General features: G+C 64.4%; 18 protein-coding genes and 1 riboswitch. Of the genes, 9 read left to right on the top strand and 9 right to left on the bottom strand.

Annotated features, from left to right (window positions below):
- Window positions 1-8: 8 nt before the first annotated feature.
- The 3 genes from ACP2YP_RS06565 to ACP2YP_RS06555 all read right to left on the bottom strand — a co-directional run bounded on the left by ACP2YP_RS06565 (window position 9) and on the right by ACP2YP_RS06555 (window position 3207).
- Window positions 9-872 carry an FAD binding domain-containing protein gene (locus tag ACP2YP_RS06565; protein WP_426423114.1) on the bottom strand — a complete coding sequence of 288 codons (864 nt, stop codon included), beginning with the start codon at window positions 870-872 and terminating at the stop codon, window positions 9-11.
- A gap of 321 nt (window positions 873-1193) precedes the next feature.
- Window positions 1194-2396, bottom strand: coding sequence for an MHYT domain-containing protein (locus tag ACP2YP_RS06560; protein WP_426423112.1), 1203 nt, complete (start codon window positions 2394-2396; stop codon window positions 1194-1196).
- A gap of 241 nt (window positions 2397-2637) precedes the next feature.
- Complete coding sequence (locus ACP2YP_RS06555) at window positions 2638-3207, bottom strand: 6,7-dimethyl-8-ribityllumazine synthase (RefSeq protein WP_426423111.1); 570 nt, start codon at window positions 3205-3207, stop codon at window positions 2638-2640.
- A gap of 74 nt (window positions 3208-3281) precedes the next feature.
- A riboswitch (FMN riboswitch) is annotated at window positions 3282-3456 on the bottom strand.
- A 413-nt stretch (window positions 3457-3869) separates the two neighbouring features.
- Here ACP2YP_RS06555 and ACP2YP_RS06550 point away from each other — a divergent pair.
- Both ACP2YP_RS06550 and proC read left to right on the top strand, forming a co-directional pair.
- Window positions 3870-4370: a YbjN domain-containing protein gene (locus tag ACP2YP_RS06550; RefSeq protein WP_426423110.1), complete on the top strand. Its 501-nt coding sequence runs from the start codon at window positions 3870-3872 to the stop codon at window positions 4368-4370.
- A 222-nt stretch (window positions 4371-4592) separates the two neighbouring features.
- The gene (gene proC / locus ACP2YP_RS06545; RefSeq protein WP_426423108.1) at window positions 4593-5420 is read left to right on the top strand and encodes a pyrroline-5-carboxylate reductase; all 828 of its coding nucleotides are present in this window, start codon (window positions 4593-4595) and stop codon (window positions 5418-5420) included.
- 3 nt (window positions 5421-5423) lie between these two features.
- On the opposite strand, the gene ACP2YP_RS06540 is transcribed toward proC, so the two are convergent.
- The 4 genes from ACP2YP_RS06540 to ACP2YP_RS06525 form a co-directional block, all read right to left on the bottom strand.
- Window positions 5424-5816, bottom strand: coding sequence for a thioesterase family protein (locus tag ACP2YP_RS06540; RefSeq protein ID WP_426423107.1), 393 nt, complete (start codon window positions 5814-5816; stop codon window positions 5424-5426).
- 111 nt (window positions 5817-5927) lie between these two features.
- Window positions 5928-6131, bottom strand: a complete 204-nt coding sequence (locus ACP2YP_RS06535) for a tautomerase family protein (RefSeq protein WP_008144861.1) — start codon at window positions 6129-6131, stop codon at window positions 5928-5930.
- Window positions 6132-6249: 118 nt separating this feature from the next.
- Window positions 6250-7770: a histidine--tRNA ligase gene (gene hisS, locus ACP2YP_RS06530; protein WP_426423106.1), complete on the bottom strand. Its 1521-nt coding sequence runs from the start codon at window positions 7768-7770 to the stop codon at window positions 6250-6252.
- A gap of 229 nt (window positions 7771-7999) precedes the next feature.
- Window positions 8000-9082, bottom strand: coding sequence for a branched-chain amino acid aminotransferase (locus ACP2YP_RS06525; protein WP_426423104.1), 1083 nt, complete (start codon window positions 9080-9082; stop codon window positions 8000-8002).
- 340 nt (window positions 9083-9422) lie between these two features.
- On the opposite strand from ACP2YP_RS06525, the gene ACP2YP_RS06520 reads away from it, so the two are divergent.
- From ACP2YP_RS06520 to ACP2YP_RS06510, 3 genes are read left to right on the top strand one after another with little or no spacing between them, the layout of a single operon-like run.
- Window positions 9423-9965: a MarR family winged helix-turn-helix transcriptional regulator gene (locus ACP2YP_RS06520; RefSeq protein WP_426423102.1), complete on the top strand. Its 543-nt coding sequence runs from the start codon at window positions 9423-9425 to the stop codon at window positions 9963-9965.
- Window positions 9962-10693, top strand: coding sequence for a response regulator (locus tag ACP2YP_RS06515; RefSeq protein WP_426423100.1), 732 nt, complete (start codon window positions 9962-9964; stop codon window positions 10691-10693). The genes ACP2YP_RS06520 and ACP2YP_RS06515 overlap by 4 nt, the downstream gene beginning before the upstream one ends.
- A 19-nt stretch (window positions 10694-10712) precedes the next feature.
- Window positions 10713-12101, top strand: a complete 1389-nt coding sequence (locus tag ACP2YP_RS06510; RefSeq protein WP_426423098.1) for an ATP-binding protein — start codon at window positions 10713-10715, stop codon at window positions 12099-12101.
- A 16-nt stretch (window positions 12102-12117) separates the two neighbouring features.
- Here ACP2YP_RS06510 and ACP2YP_RS06505 read toward each other — a convergent pair whose 3' ends face one another.
- The gene (locus tag ACP2YP_RS06505; RefSeq protein ID WP_426423096.1) at window positions 12118-12648 is read right to left on the bottom strand and encodes a DUF3617 domain-containing protein; all 531 of its coding nucleotides are present in this window, start codon (window positions 12646-12648) and stop codon (window positions 12118-12120) included.
- 45 nt (window positions 12649-12693) lie between these two features.
- Window positions 12694-12999 carry a hypothetical protein gene (locus ACP2YP_RS06500; protein ID WP_426423094.1) on the bottom strand — a complete coding sequence of 102 codons (306 nt, stop codon included), beginning with the start codon at window positions 12997-12999 and terminating at the stop codon, window positions 12694-12696.
- A gap of 182 nt (window positions 13000-13181) precedes the next feature.
- Between ACP2YP_RS06500 and ACP2YP_RS06495 the strand changes: the two genes are divergently transcribed.
- The 4 genes from ACP2YP_RS06495 (at window position 13182) to ACP2YP_RS06480 (ending at window position 15851) form a co-directional block, all read left to right on the top strand.
- Window positions 13182-13646, top strand: a complete 465-nt coding sequence (locus ACP2YP_RS06495; RefSeq protein WP_426423093.1) for a hypothetical protein — start codon at window positions 13182-13184, stop codon at window positions 13644-13646.
- Window positions 13647-13767: 121 nt separating this feature from the next.
- Window positions 13768-14469, top strand: a complete 702-nt coding sequence (locus tag ACP2YP_RS06490; protein WP_426423092.1) for a ribonuclease T2 family protein — start codon at window positions 13768-13770, stop codon at window positions 14467-14469.
- Window positions 14470-14522: 53 nt separating this feature from the next.
- Window positions 14523-15383, top strand: a complete 861-nt coding sequence (locus tag ACP2YP_RS06485) for a 23S rRNA (adenine(2030)-N(6))-methyltransferase RlmJ (protein WP_426423090.1) — start codon at window positions 14523-14525, stop codon at window positions 15381-15383.
- Between the two features lie 252 nt (window positions 15384-15635).
- Window positions 15636-15851: a cold-shock protein gene (locus ACP2YP_RS06480; protein ID WP_027534220.1), complete on the top strand. Its 216-nt coding sequence runs from the start codon at window positions 15636-15638 to the stop codon at window positions 15849-15851.
- The last annotated feature ends 52 nt before the right edge of the window (window positions 15852-15903 follow it).

Raw genomic sequence — 15903 nt, 5'->3', positions numbered from 1 at the left:
CCCCTCCCTTACTTTGCCTTGGCGGCGGCGCGCTGCAGCGCGCGCGTCACCATGATGCCGCCGACATGTTTGCGGTATTCAACGGGCCCTCGGGCATCCGCAGCCGGCGCCATGATCGCTTCGGCTGCCGCGGCAGCTTTTTTCAGCGTGGCCGGATCGAGGCTGGTGCCGATCACGGCGTTGGCGGCGTCAGTAGCGAGCAACGGCGTCTCGTGGACATTGGTGAGACCGATGACGCAGGTCGCGACCTGGCCGCCGGACATGGTCAGCACGACCGCAGCGGCCGCGGTGGCGTAGTCGCCGACCTTGCGCTTGAGTTTTTCGTAGGCGTAGCCGTGGCCGGCAGCCGGTGCGGGGAACGAGACCGAGGTGAGGATCTCGCCGGGTTCGAGCGCAGTGAAATAGGCGCCCTGGTAGAAGTCGGCGGCTGCCACATCGCGGGCGCCGCCCGGGCCTTCGAGGCGATACGTCGCGCCCAACGTCATCATCAGCGCTGGCATGTCGTTGCCGGGATCGCCATTGGCGACATTGCCGCCAATGGTGCCGCGGTAGCGCACCTGCGGATCGGCGATCAGCAGCGCCGTCTCGTGCAGGATCGGCGCGGATCTGGCGATCTCGTCGGAGGCCAGCAGATCGTGCTGGGTCGTCATCGCGCCGATGACGACTTTGCCGCCGTCGCGGCTGACGCCCTTGAGGGCGGCGATGCCGTGCAAATCGATCAGATGGGCGGGGGTCGCAAGCCGAAGCTTCATCATCGGCACCAGGCTGTGCCCGCCGGCCAATGGCCGTGCATCCTCGCCAAGGTCCGACAAGAGTTTGACGGCATCGGCGACACTCGCCGGCCGGTGATAGCCGAATGAGCCCGGGATCATCATCTCCTCCTCATCATCGTCCTTGGGCGCGTGACGGCGCGGACGTTGGAGGGGACGGTCACTCCCGGCGGGGCGGGCCGCAATCGCTGGGGCACAAAGCCGGGCTTTTTGCACGAATTGCGGGTCTGAACGCACGAATTGCGTCAGGGGTGGCGACGTATGAGCCGCAATCTCTGAAACCTCTCCCACTTGCGGGAGAGGTCGACGCGCCAAGCGCGGCGGGTGAGGGCTCTTTCCAGACAGGGACTGTCCCACTGCGGAGATACCCTCACCCCAGCCTTCTCCCGCAAGCGGGAGAGGGAGTGCACCTCCGATGAGGATCTACGCCTGCCGCCTGTTCGCCAGCCCCAACCTCGCCTTCACCTCGGCGATCTTGGCCCGGCTCACCGGCACCCGGTGCGGCGACGGGCCGTCGAGCTCGAGCACGGCGCCGTCGCCCTCTTTCCGGACCAAGGCGACATGGGGGATGGCGACGATATGGCTGCGGTGCACCCGCAGGAACAGCGAGGGATCGAGCTGGGCCTCGGCCTCGGAGATCGACCAGGGGCACATCCGCTCCCGGGTGCCATCATGGACGCGGGTGTAATGCGCGTCCGCCCGGACGCTGCGGACATTGGCCGTCTCGATGAAGTGCGTCCCGTCGGCGCTCTCGACCGGCAGCCGGGGAACCGGCGCCCGCGGCGGCTGGCCGAGGCCGCCGAGCGGCGCCATTGGTCGTGGAGGTGCGGCGGGAGCAGCTACCGGCTCGACCGCAGCTGGTGCGACCGACGGAGCAACGGGGTCGGCAGCCGTGGTGGCCGAAGCTTGCCGTCGTTGATCGGGCACGAGCGACAGGAGGAAGCCGGCCGCGATGACGAAACACAGCACGGCCACAATGATCGACAAGATTTGCTGCGATGCGGCAAGACCGCCGCCGACGTGGTGATGCGCCGCGCCGGTCAGGGGCTCGAAATGCATGCCGAGCATCGCGGTGTAATGCATGCCGGAGACGGCGATGCCAAAAACAATCGAGCTGACGATCAGACGAACGCCTTCCTGCTGCGCCAGGAAGGCGCGCAGGCCGCCATAGGCCGTGACGATCGCCACGACGACCGACAGAAGAACCATGATCGGGTCGTGCACGATGCCGAACGGACCGGCCAGCCCATGGATCCCAACATAATGCATGCTGACGATGCCGACGCCGAGCAGCACCGCCGAGGACGCCACGCGCTTCAAGCTCGGCTCGCCGATCGAGACAAAGAAAAGAGAGATGCCGACCACCAGCGCGCAGATCAGGAACGAGATGATGGTGGGGAGCACCAGATAGACTGTGTCCGGCGGCAGCGGCGCGGCCAGCATGCCGACGAAATGCATGGTCCAGATGCCGACGGCCAGAAACGCGGCCGCACCCGCGAGCAGAACGCGATTACTGACGCCGGGCGTGTTGCGGATGCGAGCAGCAAGTGCAAAGCCGGTATAGCCACCCAGACTCGCGATCGCCACAGAGAGCGCGACGAGATAGGGATCGTGTCCTTCGAACATGATCTTGTCGGCCGCCCCGTCTCCACGGCACGGCCTCCTCCCGCCGCCGACTTTACAGGGACGGCGGCGGGATTGACAATCAGCGGCGTGTGAAGGGAAGGCTCAGGCACGGTGCCAGAGCCTCATGGTGAGGAGGCGCGCAAGCGCCGTCTCGAACCGCGGGGCCCCCGCTGTGTGGCCTTCATCCTTCGAGACGCGCTACGCGCTCCTCAGGATGAGGGGTGAGAGTCGTTGCGTCGCCTCACACAATCCCCGCCGCGACCTGGCCGCGCAGGCGCTCGAGGCCGAGCAATGTCTCGGCACAGGCTGCGGCGACCTCGACGCCCTTGATCGCAAAATGCCTGCGAAAGAAATCGTAGTGCACTTCGGTCTCGTGGAATTGCTGCGGTGTCAGCACCGCGGAGAACACCGGCACCTCGGTGCGGAGCTGCACGTCCATCAGCGCCTTGATCACGGTATCGGCGACGAACTCGTGGCGATAGATGCCACCGTCAACGACGAGGCCGGCCGCGACGATCGCGGTGTAGCGCCGCGTCTTGGCGAGGACCTGCGCATGAAGCGGGATCTCGAACGAGCCCGGCACCTCGAACACGTCAACATGGGTGAGGTGACGCGCCTCCGCCTCCTTGATGAAGGCGATGCGAGCTTCCTCGACCACGTTGCGGTGCCAGCAGGCCTGCACGAAGGCCACCCGCTGCGGCTTTGCGAAACGCGGATGTTCGGTCGCCGGGCCTTGCGGAACCGGCGGCGGTGTTTGGGAGGTTTCGGCTTGGGAAGTTTGGACTTGGGGTTCTTGCAACATCTGATTCATGGCTTTCCTTCAAAGGACCAGAATCAGGGCACACGGAACGACAAGCAGCCGCATCTTGCGATGCGTCTGCCACCGACCGTTCTCTTTCATCCGGACTTTAACCGTCGGCTTCGGAGTCGCACCGAATCTGCTGACCCTTCCCTTCGGCAAGTTTCCTTTTCAGGAAGACCCTGGGGGAAGGCGCTCGCGGGCTTAGGCCTTTCGGCCCTTACCGCCGGTGGGGACTTTCACCCCGCCCTGAGAACATCGGCCGCTCGGGATTGAGCGACCTGAGTGGAAATATGACGCCGGTCGGGGGCCGCAGCAAGCCTGTTCCGCAGCAAAAAACCGCATGGTCCCATGCCGCTATGGCGTTACGGCCCTCGCGGGGCGGAATTAACGATTGAACCTGCGGCCGCGCGATTCGATTCCGGTTTGTTCTCAAATTAATAATTGTGGCCGAGATCAGCTGTGGACGAAGGAGTCCTGGCTTGTGGACGGACTCGCGACCCGGTTGCGCAGATTCCGCAAATCACATCACTTGATCCGCGACAAGCCCGCGCTGATCCCGGGATCGCAACAGCGACTTCGAATGGATCGCCTTAGCGATATCTAAGGGAGCGCGCGCCGGACCAACCGCGTGCGTATCTAAAGACAACAAAAAGGCAAGAGGTCGAGACGGCATGTCCCTGCTCGAAGGCACTATCGATTCCAAAAACCATCCGCTCGCGGTGGTCGAGGATATCGCTGCCAGCAACAACTGGCCGTTCGAACGCTCCGGCGAAGACGAACTGACCATTGTCTCGAAGGGACAATGGACCGACTACCAGATCTCGTTCACCTGGATGGGCGAGATCGAAGCGCTGCATCTCGCCTGCGCTTTCGACATGAAGATTCCGGTCGCACGCAGGGGCGAGGTGCAGCGGCTCGTCGCCGCGGTCAACGAGCAATTGTGGATCGGCCATTTCGACCTGTGGACCAACACCGGCATGATCATGCACCGCCAGGCGCTGGTGCTGCCGGGCGGCCTCACCGCCTCGACCGCGCAATGCGAAGCCATGCTCGCCGGCGCCATCCACGCCTGCGAACGCTACTTTCCGGCGTTCCAGTTCGTGGTGTGGGCAGGCAAGACCACCGCGCAGGCCATGGACGCCGCGATGTTCGATACGGTGGGTGAGGCGTAAGGCCGCGCTCCAACATAGTGAGGGAGCCTCTACTCCCTCCCCGCCGTCGTCCCGGACAAGCGAAGCGCAGATCCGGGACCCATACCGCGTGATTTCACCATATCGCGCGATGCTTGTTGCTCTGCCTTCCATCCACTAGAACCATTTGTGGTTATGGGTCCCGGCCCCCCGTGCGCAATTGCGCACTAGGCCGGGACGACACCTTTATTCGTGGTGACGGCAGTGGCAGACAACAGCACTCTTCAAAACATCACCGGCACCATCCTGCTCGCCGGCGCCGGCAAGATGGGCGGCGCGATGCTGACCGGGTGGCTGGCAGGCGGGCTCGATCCGCGCTGCGTCGCGGTGGTCGATCCGTTCATCTCGCCCGAGATCACTGCGCTGGCCGCCAAGGGCGTCGCGCTCAATCCCGATGTGACGGCGGCAGGCCACGTCGAGACGATGGTCGTCGCGGTGAAGCCGCAGATGTTCCGCGAGGCCGGCGCCAAGCTGAAATCGTTTGTCTCGGAAAAAACCTCGGTGGTCTCGATCATGGCGGGAACCACGATTCTCTCGCTCGAGGAGGTCTGCGGCGGCGCGGTGGTGCGCGCGATGCCGAACACACCGGCCGCGATCGGACGCGGCATCACGGTGGCCGTTGCTGCGAAGAACGTCAGCGCCACACAACGTGCGGTCGCCGATGCATTGCTGCGCGCCACCGGCTCGGTCGAATGGGTCGAGGATGAAAGCCTGATGGACGCGGTGACCGCCGTGTCAGGCTCCGGGCCCGCCTATGTGTTTCTGCTCGCCGAGGAGCTCGCGCGTGCCGGCGTCGAAGCGGGATTGCCCGAGGCTCTGGCGACCAAGCTCGCGCGCGAAACGGTCGCGGGCTCCGGTGAGCTGCTGCACCAGTCGGACCTTTCCTCCAGCACGTTGCGGGAGAACGTCACCTCGCCCGGCGGCACCACCGCCGCCGCGCTCGGCGTGCTGATGGGCGAGCCGGGCCTGCGCGACCTGATGATCCGCGCGATTGCGGCTGCGGCGAAGCGGTCGCAGGAATTGGCGAAGTAACCGCTACGCTCCCAACCGCTTGTTGAACATCTCGACATTCACAAGCCCGCGCGCATGGCGGCCTTCGCCGAGCTTGCGCGTGCCCTCGAAGGCCTCGACCTCGAAGCGGATGACGCGGCGCTCGACCGCGATCACTTTCGCCGTGGTCCGCACCGTCGCGCCGACGAGGGCAGCTGCGAGGTGGCGGATGTCGACCTCGGTGCCAACGGTGACCCAGCCCGGCTGCAGCGCGGAGCGGATCGCATCGCCCGACGCCATCTCCATGTCCAGGATCATCATCGGGGTCGCGTAGACCATCGGCATGCCGGGCACGAAATGCCCGACCGTGCGGTCGGCCGGCACCACCAGCGTGCGCTCGGCGCCCATTCCGATTTTGATGAAGTCGCGTGCGTCCATGGTGCTTGCTCGTCATTCCGGGGCGCGCGAAGCGCGAACCCGGAATCCAGAGGTTATCAATCGAGATTCCGGGTTCAGCCCTGACGGCTGCCCCGGAACGACGCTAACGCGTCACTTCTTTGCCGCCGCCGCGCGTTCCACAAAGGTCTTGCCGCCCTTCATCTTGTGGCGGAGCGGGGCTTCGTTGATCTGGATGACGACGGCATCGGCGTCGACGCCGAGATTCTTCACCAGCGCCTGGGTGATGTCGCGCATCATGCCGGCCTTCTGCTCGTCGGTGCGGCCTTCGGCCATGCTGACGGTGATCTCAGGCATTGTCGTCTCCCTGTGGCTTTCGCGATGACCGGGCACATCCCGATCGTTGATGATGGTGCGCATCAAACAGGACGTGGATGCCCGCGACAAGCCCGGGCATGACGGCCTGCCGGAATGGCTATCCCCAGTTTACGTCATGGCGCGCCAGGACCTCGCGCACCTTGGCGACGAGATCGGCTTCGCTGCACGAGAACTGCGCGGGGCGCGTCTCGCGCCATTCCTGGTTGGAAGCGATCGCAGCCGCTGCTTTCGCGCCTTCGATCAGATCCTTGATCTGCAGCTCGCCGCGCGCCTTTTCATCCGAGCCCTGGATGATCACGCAGGGTGAGTTGCGACGGTCCGCGTATTTGAGCTGGTTGCCCATATTCTTGGGATTGCCGAGATAGAGCTCGGCACGGATGCCGGCGGTGCGCAAGGACGCCACCATCTTCTGATAATCGGCAACGCGGTCGCGGTCGAACACGGTGACGACGACGGGGCCGACTTCCGGCCGGGTGTCGAGCTTGCCGAGCAGCGTCAGCGCGGCCTGGAGCCGCGAGACGCCGATCGAGAAGCCGGTCGCCGGCACCGGCTCGCCGCGGAACCGCGAGACCAGACCGTCATAGCGACCACCACCGCCGACCGAGCCGAAGCGCACAGGGCGGCCCTTCTCGTCCTTGGTGTCGAGCAGCAGTTCGACCTCGTAGACGGGGCCGGTGTAATATTCGAGGCCGCGCACGACGGAGGGGTCGATCTTGATGCGGTCGACGCCGTAACCTGAGGCCGTGACGAGCTTGGCAATCTCTTCCAGTTCGCTCACGCCGGCCTGACCAACCTCGCTCCTGGCGAGATAGGCTTCCGCCGCGGCAATGGCTTCTTTCCAATCGTCGCGCGGCTTGGTGATTGCGAGAACGACGTCAGCCTCCGCCGCGCTGAGGTTGGCGCCTTTCGTGAAGTCGCCCTTGCCTTCTTCGCCGCCATCCCATCGTCCAGGGCCGAGCAGCTTGCGCACTTCGTCGGCGGAAAACTTGTCGAGCTTGTCGATCGCGCGCAGCACAGTCAGCCTGCGTGCCGCGTTTTCCTCACCGGCGAGCCCGATGGCTTCCAGAACGCCGTCGAGCACTTTGCGATTGTTCACCTTCACCACGTATTGGCCGCGCGCAACGCCCAGCGCCTCCATCGTGTCCGCAGCCATCATGCAGATCTCGGCATCCGCCGCCGGCGTCGCCGAGCCGACCGTGTCGGCGTCGAACTGCATGAACTGGCGAAACCGGCCGGGGCCTGGCTTCTCGTTACGGAAGACGTAGCCGACGCGGTAGCTGCGATAGGGCAGGACCAGGCCGTCGGTGCCATAGCGCTCACCGACATAGCGCGCCAGCGGCGCGGTCAGATCGTAGCGCAAGCTGATCCACTGCTCGTCGTCGTCCTGGAACGAGAACACGCCCTCGTTCGGGCGGTCCTGGTCGGGCAGGAATTTGCCGAGCGCATCGGTGTATTCCATCGCCGGCGTCTCCACCGGCTCGAACCCGTAGAGCTCGTAGACGGCGCGAATCTTCTCGACCATCTCACGCGTCGCCCGGATCGCAGCGGGGTCGCGATCCTCGAGCCCGCGCGGCAGCCGCGCCTTCAGTTTCTGGGGTTTTTTGGGTTTTTCGGCCATGTCGTTCGTTGTCAGGCGTGGAAGTCAACGTTGACTTACAACGTTGACCTGCAACCCGCAAACGGCGCTTTTCACCTCTCCCCGCAAGCGGGGAGAGGTCGAAATCTGCGCTGAAAGCGCGGATTTCGGGTGAGGGGGACTCTCCGCGAGTCCAGCTGCCGCCGTCCCCGTAGAGACTCCCCCTCACCCTACCCTCTCCCCGCAGGCGGGGAGAGGGGAAGAGAAAGCCTCAAAACACCTTCCTGATCCAGTTGTGCGGATCGTTGGTGCGGCCGTACTGGATGTCGACGAGCTGCTTGCGCAGGCCCGTGGCGACGGGGCCGGCGGCGCCACCGCTGATCTCGAAATCGCCGCTGACCGAGCGCACCTTGCCGATCGGCGAGATCACGGCCGCGGTGCCGCAGGCAAACGCTTCCTTCAGCTTGCCGCTGGCCGCATCCTTGCGCCATTGGTCGATCGAATACGGCTCCTGGCGCACGGTCTTCCCGGCATCGCGGGCCAGCGCAATGATGGAGTCGCGGGTGATGCCGGGCAGGATGGTGCCGAGCGGCGGCGTCGAGAGCGAGCCGTCGTCGAACACGAAGAACACGTTCATGCCGCCGAGCTCCTCGATATAGCGGCGCTCGATCGCGTCGAGGAACACGACCTGATCGCAGCCGTGCTGGATCGCTTCGGCCTGCGCACGCAGGCTCGCCGCGTAATTGCCGCCGCATTTGACGGCGCCGGTGCCGCCGACCGCTGCGCGCGTATAGTTCTCGGAGACCCAGATCGAGACCGGCGCGGGGCCACCCTTGAAGTAGGAGCCGACCGGCGAAGCGATCACTGCAAAGATGTATTCCGACGACGGCTTGACGCCGAGGAAGGTCTCGCTGGCGATCATGAAGGGGCGCAGATAAAGGCTGCCCTCGCCGCCCGGCATCCAGGCGCGATCGATGCGCACGACCTGCTCGACCGCCTCGATGAAGGCGTCCTCGGGCAGCTGCGCCATCGCCATGCGGTCGGCGGAGTCCTTGAAGCGGCGCGCATTGGCGTCGGGCCGGAACAGGTTCACGCCGCCATCGTCGCGCTTATAGGCCTTGAGGCCTTCAAAAATTTCCTGGGCGTAGTGCAGGACGGCGCCGGCCGGATCGAGCTGGAAGTTGGCGCGCGCTTCGATGCGCGCCTCATACCAGCCGCCCTTGGCCTGGTTATAGCGCACGATCGCCATGTGATCGGTGAAGACGCGTCCGAAGCCGGGGTCCACCAGCTTGGCAACCCGGTCCTTCTCGGATGTGGGATTGGATGCGGGCTGGATGTCGAATTTCATGCTCATGTCCTTGCCTCCCGCTGCCGGTAGCGGCGCTGTTCTGGCGCCCGCCTGCCCGTTTTCGGGCCCGGCTGGCTTGATGTGGTTTCTGGCCGGACTGCCCGCCAGCCTTGTTGCGGCCGGTTTCCGTGACCAGCATGTCTTCGGACGACATGCTTTTGCGGAAGGCGGAAGTCCAGTATGTTTTGCCGAAGTGCCGCTCGACAATCGCACGGTAGATTCGATCCGGCCGTCGCCGCCTGTCGGGCTAACTCCGGCCGCTGTTAGAAATGCTACCCGACGCGAAACGATCTAAAATTTCGTGCGGGTTGATCGTTTTGTAACATTGAACCCAAGATACGTCAATATGCCTGACATAAATTTCGCGACTCCCTCTCAAAACGCTGCCGAGCCACGGCCGGCCGCAGGTGACGGAGGCAATTTGCGCTGGGATATCATCGAGCTGCTGTTCTTCGCCTATCGCGATTTCGTCGGCGATCCCGACCAGGAGCTGGAGGCTTTCGGCTTCGGCCGGGCCCATCACCGGGTCCTGCACTTCGTCTATCGCTATCCAGGGCTGAAGGTCGCCGACCTGCTCGACGTCCTGCGCATCACAAAACAGTCGCTCGGCCGCGTGCTCAAGCAGCTCCTGGACGAGGACTATATCGTCCAGAAGACCGGCGACAATGACCGCCGCCAGCGCCTGCTCTATGCGACGCCGAAGGGCGAAGCACTGGTGCAGAAGCTCGCCGGCCTCCAGACCACGCGGATCACCAAGGCGCTTGCCGAGATGGCGCCGCAGGATGCCGACACGATCAAGCGCTTCCTGCGCGCGATGATCGACCGCAACGATCCGGACAAGGTGCTCGAGACGATCTTCGCCAATGTCAAACAAGACGCAAAGGAGTGACCGTGCCGCTCGCTGCCACGCTCGCCCGCCCGCCGGTGCAACCGGCTGACGACGCCCCGCATCTGCTGCTGGTCGACGACGATCGCCGCATCCGCGATCTCCTGTCGCGCTTTCTCGCGGCCGAGGGTTATCGCGTCACCACCGCTTCCAGCGCCGTTGATGCGCGTTCGAAGCTTCTGGGCCTGCATTTCGACTTGCTCATCCTCGACGTCATGATGCCCGGCGAGACCGGCTTCGATCTCGCCCGCTTCATCCGCGCATCCTCTTCGGTGCCGATCGTGATGCTGACGGCGCGCCATGAAGCCGAGGCCCGCATCGAGGGCCTTCAGATCGGCGCCGACGATTACGTGGCAAAGCCGTTTGAGCCGCGCGAGCTGGCGCTGCGCATCAACAACATCCTCAAGCGCGCGGCGCCGCCGGTCCAGGCCGCGACGGTGGAGAAGATCGCGTTCGGCCCCTACGTCTATCATCTCGATCGCGGCGAGCTACGCCAGGGCGACGAGGTCATCCATCTCACCGACCGCGAGCGCGAGATGCTGCGGATTCTGTCGGAGACGCCGGGCGAGACCGTGCCGCGCAGTGCGCTGACCGGCAATGGCAGCGTCAACGAGCGCGCCGTCGACGTGCAGATCAACCGCCTTAGGCGCAAGATCGAGACCGATCCCGCCAATCCGCTGTTCCTTCAGGCAGTGCGCGGCATCGGCTACCGGCTGGTAGCCTCGCCATAAAAGCAGTGAAGCACGACCGATGAGCACGATCGATACCGGCCTGACGCTGCTCAGGAGCGCCGCCGGGCGCGTCTCCGCCGCCAATGGCTGGATGGGCAACGCGTTCAAGGGCTGGATGCCGACCGGCCTCTATGCGCGCGCGCTCCTCATCATGATCGTGCCGATGGTGATCCTGCAATCGGTCGTCGCCTTCGTGTTCATGGAGCGACACTGGAACACGGTGACACGCCGCCTGTCGGCCGCGGTGGTGCAGGACATCGCCGCGCTGATCGACGTCTACAAGGGCTACCCGCAGGACAAGGATCGCGACCAGATCCGCCGCATCGCCCAGCAGCGTCTCGGTCTCGTCGTCGACTTCCTGCCGGCCGGTGACATGCCGCCGCCGGGACCAAAGCCGTTTTTCTCGCTGCTCGACCAGACGCTGTCGGTGCAGCTCGGCCGCCAGATCGGGCGCTCGTTCTGGATCGATACGGTCGGCCGCTCCAACCTCGTCGAGATCCGCATCCAGCTCGACGATGCCGTGATGCGCGTGTTCGCACAGCGCAGCGCCGCCTACGCCTCGAACTCGGAAATCTTCCTGTTCTGGATGGTCGGGACATCGTCGATCCTGCTGATCGTGTCGGTGCTGTTCCTGCGCAACCAGATCAAGCCGATCCTGCGGCTTGCGGACGCCGCGGAAAGTTTCGGCAAGGGCCGCGAGGCGCCGAACTTCAGACCACGCGGCGCGCGCGAGGTGCGGCGCGCGGCGGGAGCCTTCCTCGAGATGAAGTCGCGCATCGAACGTGCGATGGAGCAGCGCACCGCGATGCTCGCCGGCGTCAGCCACGATCTGCGCACCATCCTTACCCGCTTCAAGCTCGAGCTGGCGCTGATCGGCGACAATCCCGAGCTCGAGGGTATGCGCAAGGACGTCGACGAGATGTCGATGATGCTGGAGGATTACCTTGCATTCGCCCGCGGCGATTCCGGCGAGCAGTCGCAGCCGACCGACATGGCGCAGGCGCTCGAGGAATTGCGCAGCGACGCCGAACGCCACGGCCATACTGCGACCGTGACATTCAGCGGCCTGCCCGTGGTCACGGTGAAGCCGGCCTCGTTCAAGCGCTGCCTCGCCAACCTCGTCACCAATGCCGCGCGCTACGGCAAGGCCATCGCCATCTCCGGCCAGCGCGATCACCGCTATCTCACCGTCATTGTCGACGACGACGGTCCCGGCATTCCCGCGCATTTGCGCGAGGAAGTGTTCAAGCCGTTCCTGCGGCTGGACAACGCCCGCAACCAGGACGAAGGCGGCACGGGCTTAGGTCTCGCCATCGCCCGCGACATCGCCCGCTCGCACGGCGGCGACATCACGCTCGGCGACAGCCCGATGGGCGGATTAAGGGCGAGCGTGAGGATACCGGTGTAGCTGCAGTAGCCTCCGCCTACTTCGGCAACAGCGCTTTCAGCTTGTCGACGTCACGCACGTTCATCTTGAAGCCGCCGGGCATCACGATGTCGCCGGGCTTCTGGTCGGGCTTGCAGGCGCCGAGCCATTTCGCTTCGAGCGTCATGGTCGTGTCGCGCCCCGCGGCACCGACCACGCCGCCTTGCGCATGCGACGAGGTCTTCACCGTGTAGGCCGAATTGAAATCGCCTGATATCTCGGCGTGCGAGGTCGTGGACATGCCGGCGACGCTGCACTCGGAATCGCTGACATAGCCGGTCGCCGTCTTCTTGATGTCCTGCTTGGAGCAGACCTGCTTGGCCATCGGCGAGATGTTGTTGTTCATCTCCTTGTCGACGGCCTCGTCGGTGCAATGCTGCATGGTCATTTCCGGCATCGCCGAGCCGGTCCGGACCATCTTCATTTCCCAGAGGCCGGCCTTGCGCACCGGCAGATCGTCAGCGATTGCGCTCCCAGCCGACAACATGAAGCAAACGACTGATCCGAGCAAAGCAAGCTTGCGCGTCATGCGAGCGACTCCCGGCTGAGAGATCTTGGCTTTCCGAAAGACGCCTCAGTAGAGCGTGCGGATCGGCCGATCGGCCGCGCCATAGGGCACCCAGCGGCACGAGAACGAGATATAGCCACCCTCATACGCCTGCACCGCAAGGAATTTGACCACCTTGCCGTAGTGCGCGCAGTGATCGACCGCGACCTGGCGCGCATCGGTCTGCGTCGCCATGGAATAGGCGATGATGCCGCCGGTGTCGTTGCCCTTGAAGGGCGGCACCGGAAGGATGTCGGCGCGCGCCGACTGGCTCGCCATCATCCCTGAGACAACCAGGCTGGCAAGAAGGCCCGCGGCCGCAATGATTCGCATTCCCGTCACTCCGATTGGTTGGCGGCAGTTTACGGTGCCGCGGCGGCCGTGGAAAGAACGGAAGGCCGGTTGACTGCGACGTCGTGATCAACTCCTGGCCAAGTGTTGCCGCGCTGCACTTGACCTCCCCCGCCCTTCGCGGCACCGTCCGACCTCCGCAGATCATGCTGTCTGGATTGCCCATGCGCGCCTCGACCTCCCTGAAATCGCTTCGCTTTGCCGCCGTTCTCGGCCTGATGTTTGGAGCGCTGTCGCTCGGTGAGGCCAGGGCCGCCAACCCGCTGGAGCTGAATTTCTGGCTGAGCGGACCGCGTTACGATGGCAACGTCGCCGATTGTGAGAAGGCGCTGCCGACGATTGCCACCCAGTTCTGGGAGAAGGAAAGCTCGTTCTGGAATTCGCCGTTGAAGATCGAGGGCTTCTCGGCCGTCCATGAGACCGCCTTCCGGGCCTGGGCCTCTGACAACATTCCGCGCCGCTACTGCACCGGTGAGGCCATGCTCAATGACGGCAAGATGCGCAGGATCCACTTCTCGATCGTCGAGGATGGCGGCTTTGCCGGCTACGGCCAGGGCGTCGAATGGTGCGTGGTCGGGCTCGACCGCAACTGGGCCTACAATCCGTCCTGCCGCGCCGCCAAGCCTTGATTGCAAAAGGTCCTGATTCGGACCGCCCACGCGGCCAATCGTCGGGTCGCCTGAAATTTGTTCTTGAAATGTTCTTATTGCCTGCTAGGCTGATTGCACAGTCTAGTTGAGGGGCGTTGCCATGTTTCACTTTAGATTGCATTCGTTCTCCCGTCTCGTGATCTCTCTGACCATTGCCGCCGGGCTGCTCTCGCTGGCCGGCGGCGCCAAGGCCCAGGACAAGCGGCAGAACGCGCCGGGCGAATTCGACTTCTATGTGCTGTCGCTGTCGTGGTCGCCGTCCTTCTGCGAGGAAGCGGCCGAGCGCGGCCGCGGTGGCGGGCGCTCGAATATCCAGTGCGAGGGACGGCCCTATTCCTTCGTGGTGCATGGGCTGTGGCCACAATATGAGAACGGCTTTCCGGAATACTGCCAGCGGCCGTCGCCGCGGCTGAACCGCAACATCGTCTCTTCGATGCTCGATCTGATGCCGGCGCCGGGGCTGATCTTCAACGAGTGGGACAAGCACGGCACCTGTTCCGGGCTAACGGATCGCAACTATTTCGAGACGATCCGAAAGGCACGTGCGGCAATCAAGATTCCGGCCGAATATCTCGATTTGTCGGAGGCCAAGACTGTCGCTCCGGCCGACGTCGAGGAAGCCTTCATCAAGGCCAATCCGGGCCTGAGTAACACGGCCGTCTCGGTCACCTGCAACCGGACCCGGCTCTCCGAGGTCCGCATCTGCCTCAGCAAGGACCTACAATTCCGCGCCTGCGAGGAGATCGAACGCCGCGCCTGCCGTCGCGACCAGGTGACGATGCCGCCGGTCAGGGGCGGGTAGTTCACGCTCTCGTACCTCTTTGCTCAGGCCGTCACGTGGCGTAGTGCTCTTGCATGAACTATCGCCACGCCTTTCACGCCGGCAACTTCGCCGATGTCATCAAGCACATCGTGCTGGCGCGCATCCTCACTTATCTGCAGGACAAGCCGGCCGCCTTCCGCGTCATCGACACCCATGCGGGTGCCGGCCTCTATGATCTCGGCAGCGACGAGGCGCGCCGCAGCGGCGAGTGGCTGACGGGGATCGCGCGGCTGATGCAGGCGCGCTTCACGAACGAGACAATCGCACTGACCAAGCCCTATCTCGACATCGTTCGCGCCTTCAACCCGAAGGGCGAGCTCAAAGCCTATCCGGGGTCGCCCTTGATCGCGCGCGGCCTGATGCGGCCGCAGGACCGGCTCGTGGCTTGCGAGCTCGAGCCGAAGGCACGCAAGGCGCTGATTGACGTGTTGCGGCGCGACGAACAGGCCCGCGTGGTCGATCTTGACGGCTGGATGGCGCTGCCGGCGTTCGTGCCGCCGAAGGAGCGGCGCGGGGTCGTGCTGATCGACCCGGCTTTCGAGGCGAAAGACGAGTTCGAAAGACTGGGCGAGGCCTTCTCCACCGCGTTCGCGAAATGGCCGACCGGTATCTATGTAATCTGGTACCCCGCCAAGAGCCGGCGCGCCACCGACACGCTGGCGCAACTCGTGGCGCGGACCGCAGCTAAAGCAAAGACTCCGGGAAAATGTCTGCGGCTCGAATTCAGCGTCGCGCCGCAGCTCGACGGCGCGGCCCTCACCTCCACCGGGCTCCTGATCGTCAACCCGCCATACACATTGCAAGGCGAGCTCAAGACGATCCTGCCCGAGCTGGAAATGCCGCTTGGACAAGGCGGCGCTGCCAGATTCCGATTAGAGGTGCCGAAGCCGTAACACTCCGGCATTCTTGGGAAAAATATGCAGTAGCGGTAGTCAATCTGCAGAGAACCGTATTATGCTGTTTGTGTGACTGGCTTTGCGTTCCGCTTCCGCGAATGGTTGCGGCGGAGTGAAGGCCTAAGAAAGATCCAGTCGGACCGAAGGGTCCGCCGAAGGATGGCCAGCTCTCCCGGGCTTCGTGATGCCCGGTCATGTCGCGACGCGCGTCTGCGTTGCGACGGAGGAGCAATGAGGGGGAGTTTCCCGATGGCCAATACGGGAACGGTTAAGTTCTTCAACGGCGAGCGCGGCTACGGCTTTATCAAGCCGGATGACGGCGGTCGCGATGTCTTCGTTCACATCACCGCTGTTGAGCGGGCGGGACTGAAGGACCTTGCCGAAGGACAGCGTATCACATTTGAAGTCGAACCGGACAAGAAGGGGAAGGGGCCGAAGGCGGTCAATCTCGTGATCCTTTCGTAGCGGACCCGACCCAGAAAACCTGGCGCAAAAAAGTCCCGGCCGCAAGCGGCCG

This window comes from Bradyrhizobium genosp. A (assembly GCF_049949275.1).
Classification (GTDB): Bacteria; Pseudomonadota; Alphaproteobacteria; order Rhizobiales; family Xanthobacteraceae; genus Bradyrhizobium.
This window is presented reverse-complemented; position numbering and strand designations above follow the sequence as displayed.

What these genes read in the sequence shown, in the direction of transcription:
- ACP2YP_RS06550 (WP_426423110.1), top strand. Translation starts at nt 3,870, where the DNA reads ATGTCCCTGCTCGAAGGCACTATCGATTCCAAAAACCATCCGCTCGCG.
- ACP2YP_RS06510 (WP_426423098.1), top strand. Translation starts at nt 10,713, where the DNA reads ATGAGCACGATCGATACCGGCCTGACGCTGCTCAGGAGCGCCGCCGGG.
- ACP2YP_RS06565 (WP_426423114.1), bottom strand. Translation starts at nt 872, where the DNA reads ATGATCCCGGGCTCATTCGGCTATCACCGGCCGGCGAGTGTCGCCGAT.
- ACP2YP_RS06560 (WP_426423112.1), bottom strand. Translation starts at nt 2,396, where the DNA reads ATGTTCGAAGGACACGATCCCTATCTCGTCGCGCTCTCTGTGGCGATC.
- ACP2YP_RS06540 (WP_426423107.1), bottom strand. Translation starts at nt 5,816, where the DNA reads ATGGACGCACGCGACTTCATCAAAATCGGAATGGGCGCCGAGCGCACG.
- ACP2YP_RS06535 (WP_008144861.1), bottom strand. Translation starts at nt 6,131, where the DNA reads ATGCCTGAGATCACCGTCAGCATGGCCGAAGGCCGCACCGACGAGCAG.
- ACP2YP_RS06485 (WP_426423090.1), top strand. Translation starts at nt 14,523, where the DNA reads ATGAACTATCGCCACGCCTTTCACGCCGGCAACTTCGCCGATGTCATC.
- ACP2YP_RS06495 (WP_426423093.1), top strand. Translation starts at nt 13,182, where the DNA reads ATGCGCGCCTCGACCTCCCTGAAATCGCTTCGCTTTGCCGCCGTTCTC.
- ACP2YP_RS06520 (WP_426423102.1), top strand. Translation starts at nt 9,423, where the DNA reads ATGCCTGACATAAATTTCGCGACTCCCTCTCAAAACGCTGCCGAGCCA.
- ACP2YP_RS06525 (WP_426423104.1), bottom strand. Translation starts at nt 9,082, where the DNA reads ATGAGCATGAAATTCGACATCCAGCCCGCATCCAATCCCACATCCGAG.
- ACP2YP_RS06555 (WP_426423111.1), bottom strand. Translation starts at nt 3,207, where the DNA reads ATGAATCAGATGTTGCAAGAACCCCAAGTCCAAACTTCCCAAGCCGAA.
- ACP2YP_RS06480 (WP_027534220.1), top strand. Translation starts at nt 15,636, where the DNA reads ATGGCCAATACGGGAACGGTTAAGTTCTTCAACGGCGAGCGCGGCTAC.
- hisS (WP_426423106.1), bottom strand. Translation starts at nt 7,770, where the DNA reads ATGGCCGAAAAACCCAAAAAACCCCAGAAACTGAAGGCGCGGCTGCCG.
- ACP2YP_RS06500 (WP_426423094.1), bottom strand. Translation starts at nt 12,999, where the DNA reads ATGCGAATCATTGCGGCCGCGGGCCTTCTTGCCAGCCTGGTTGTCTCA.
- ACP2YP_RS06490 (WP_426423092.1), top strand. Translation starts at nt 13,768, where the DNA reads ATGTTTCACTTTAGATTGCATTCGTTCTCCCGTCTCGTGATCTCTCTG.
- ACP2YP_RS06505 (WP_426423096.1), bottom strand. Translation starts at nt 12,648, where the DNA reads ATGACGCGCAAGCTTGCTTTGCTCGGATCAGTCGTTTGCTTCATGTTG.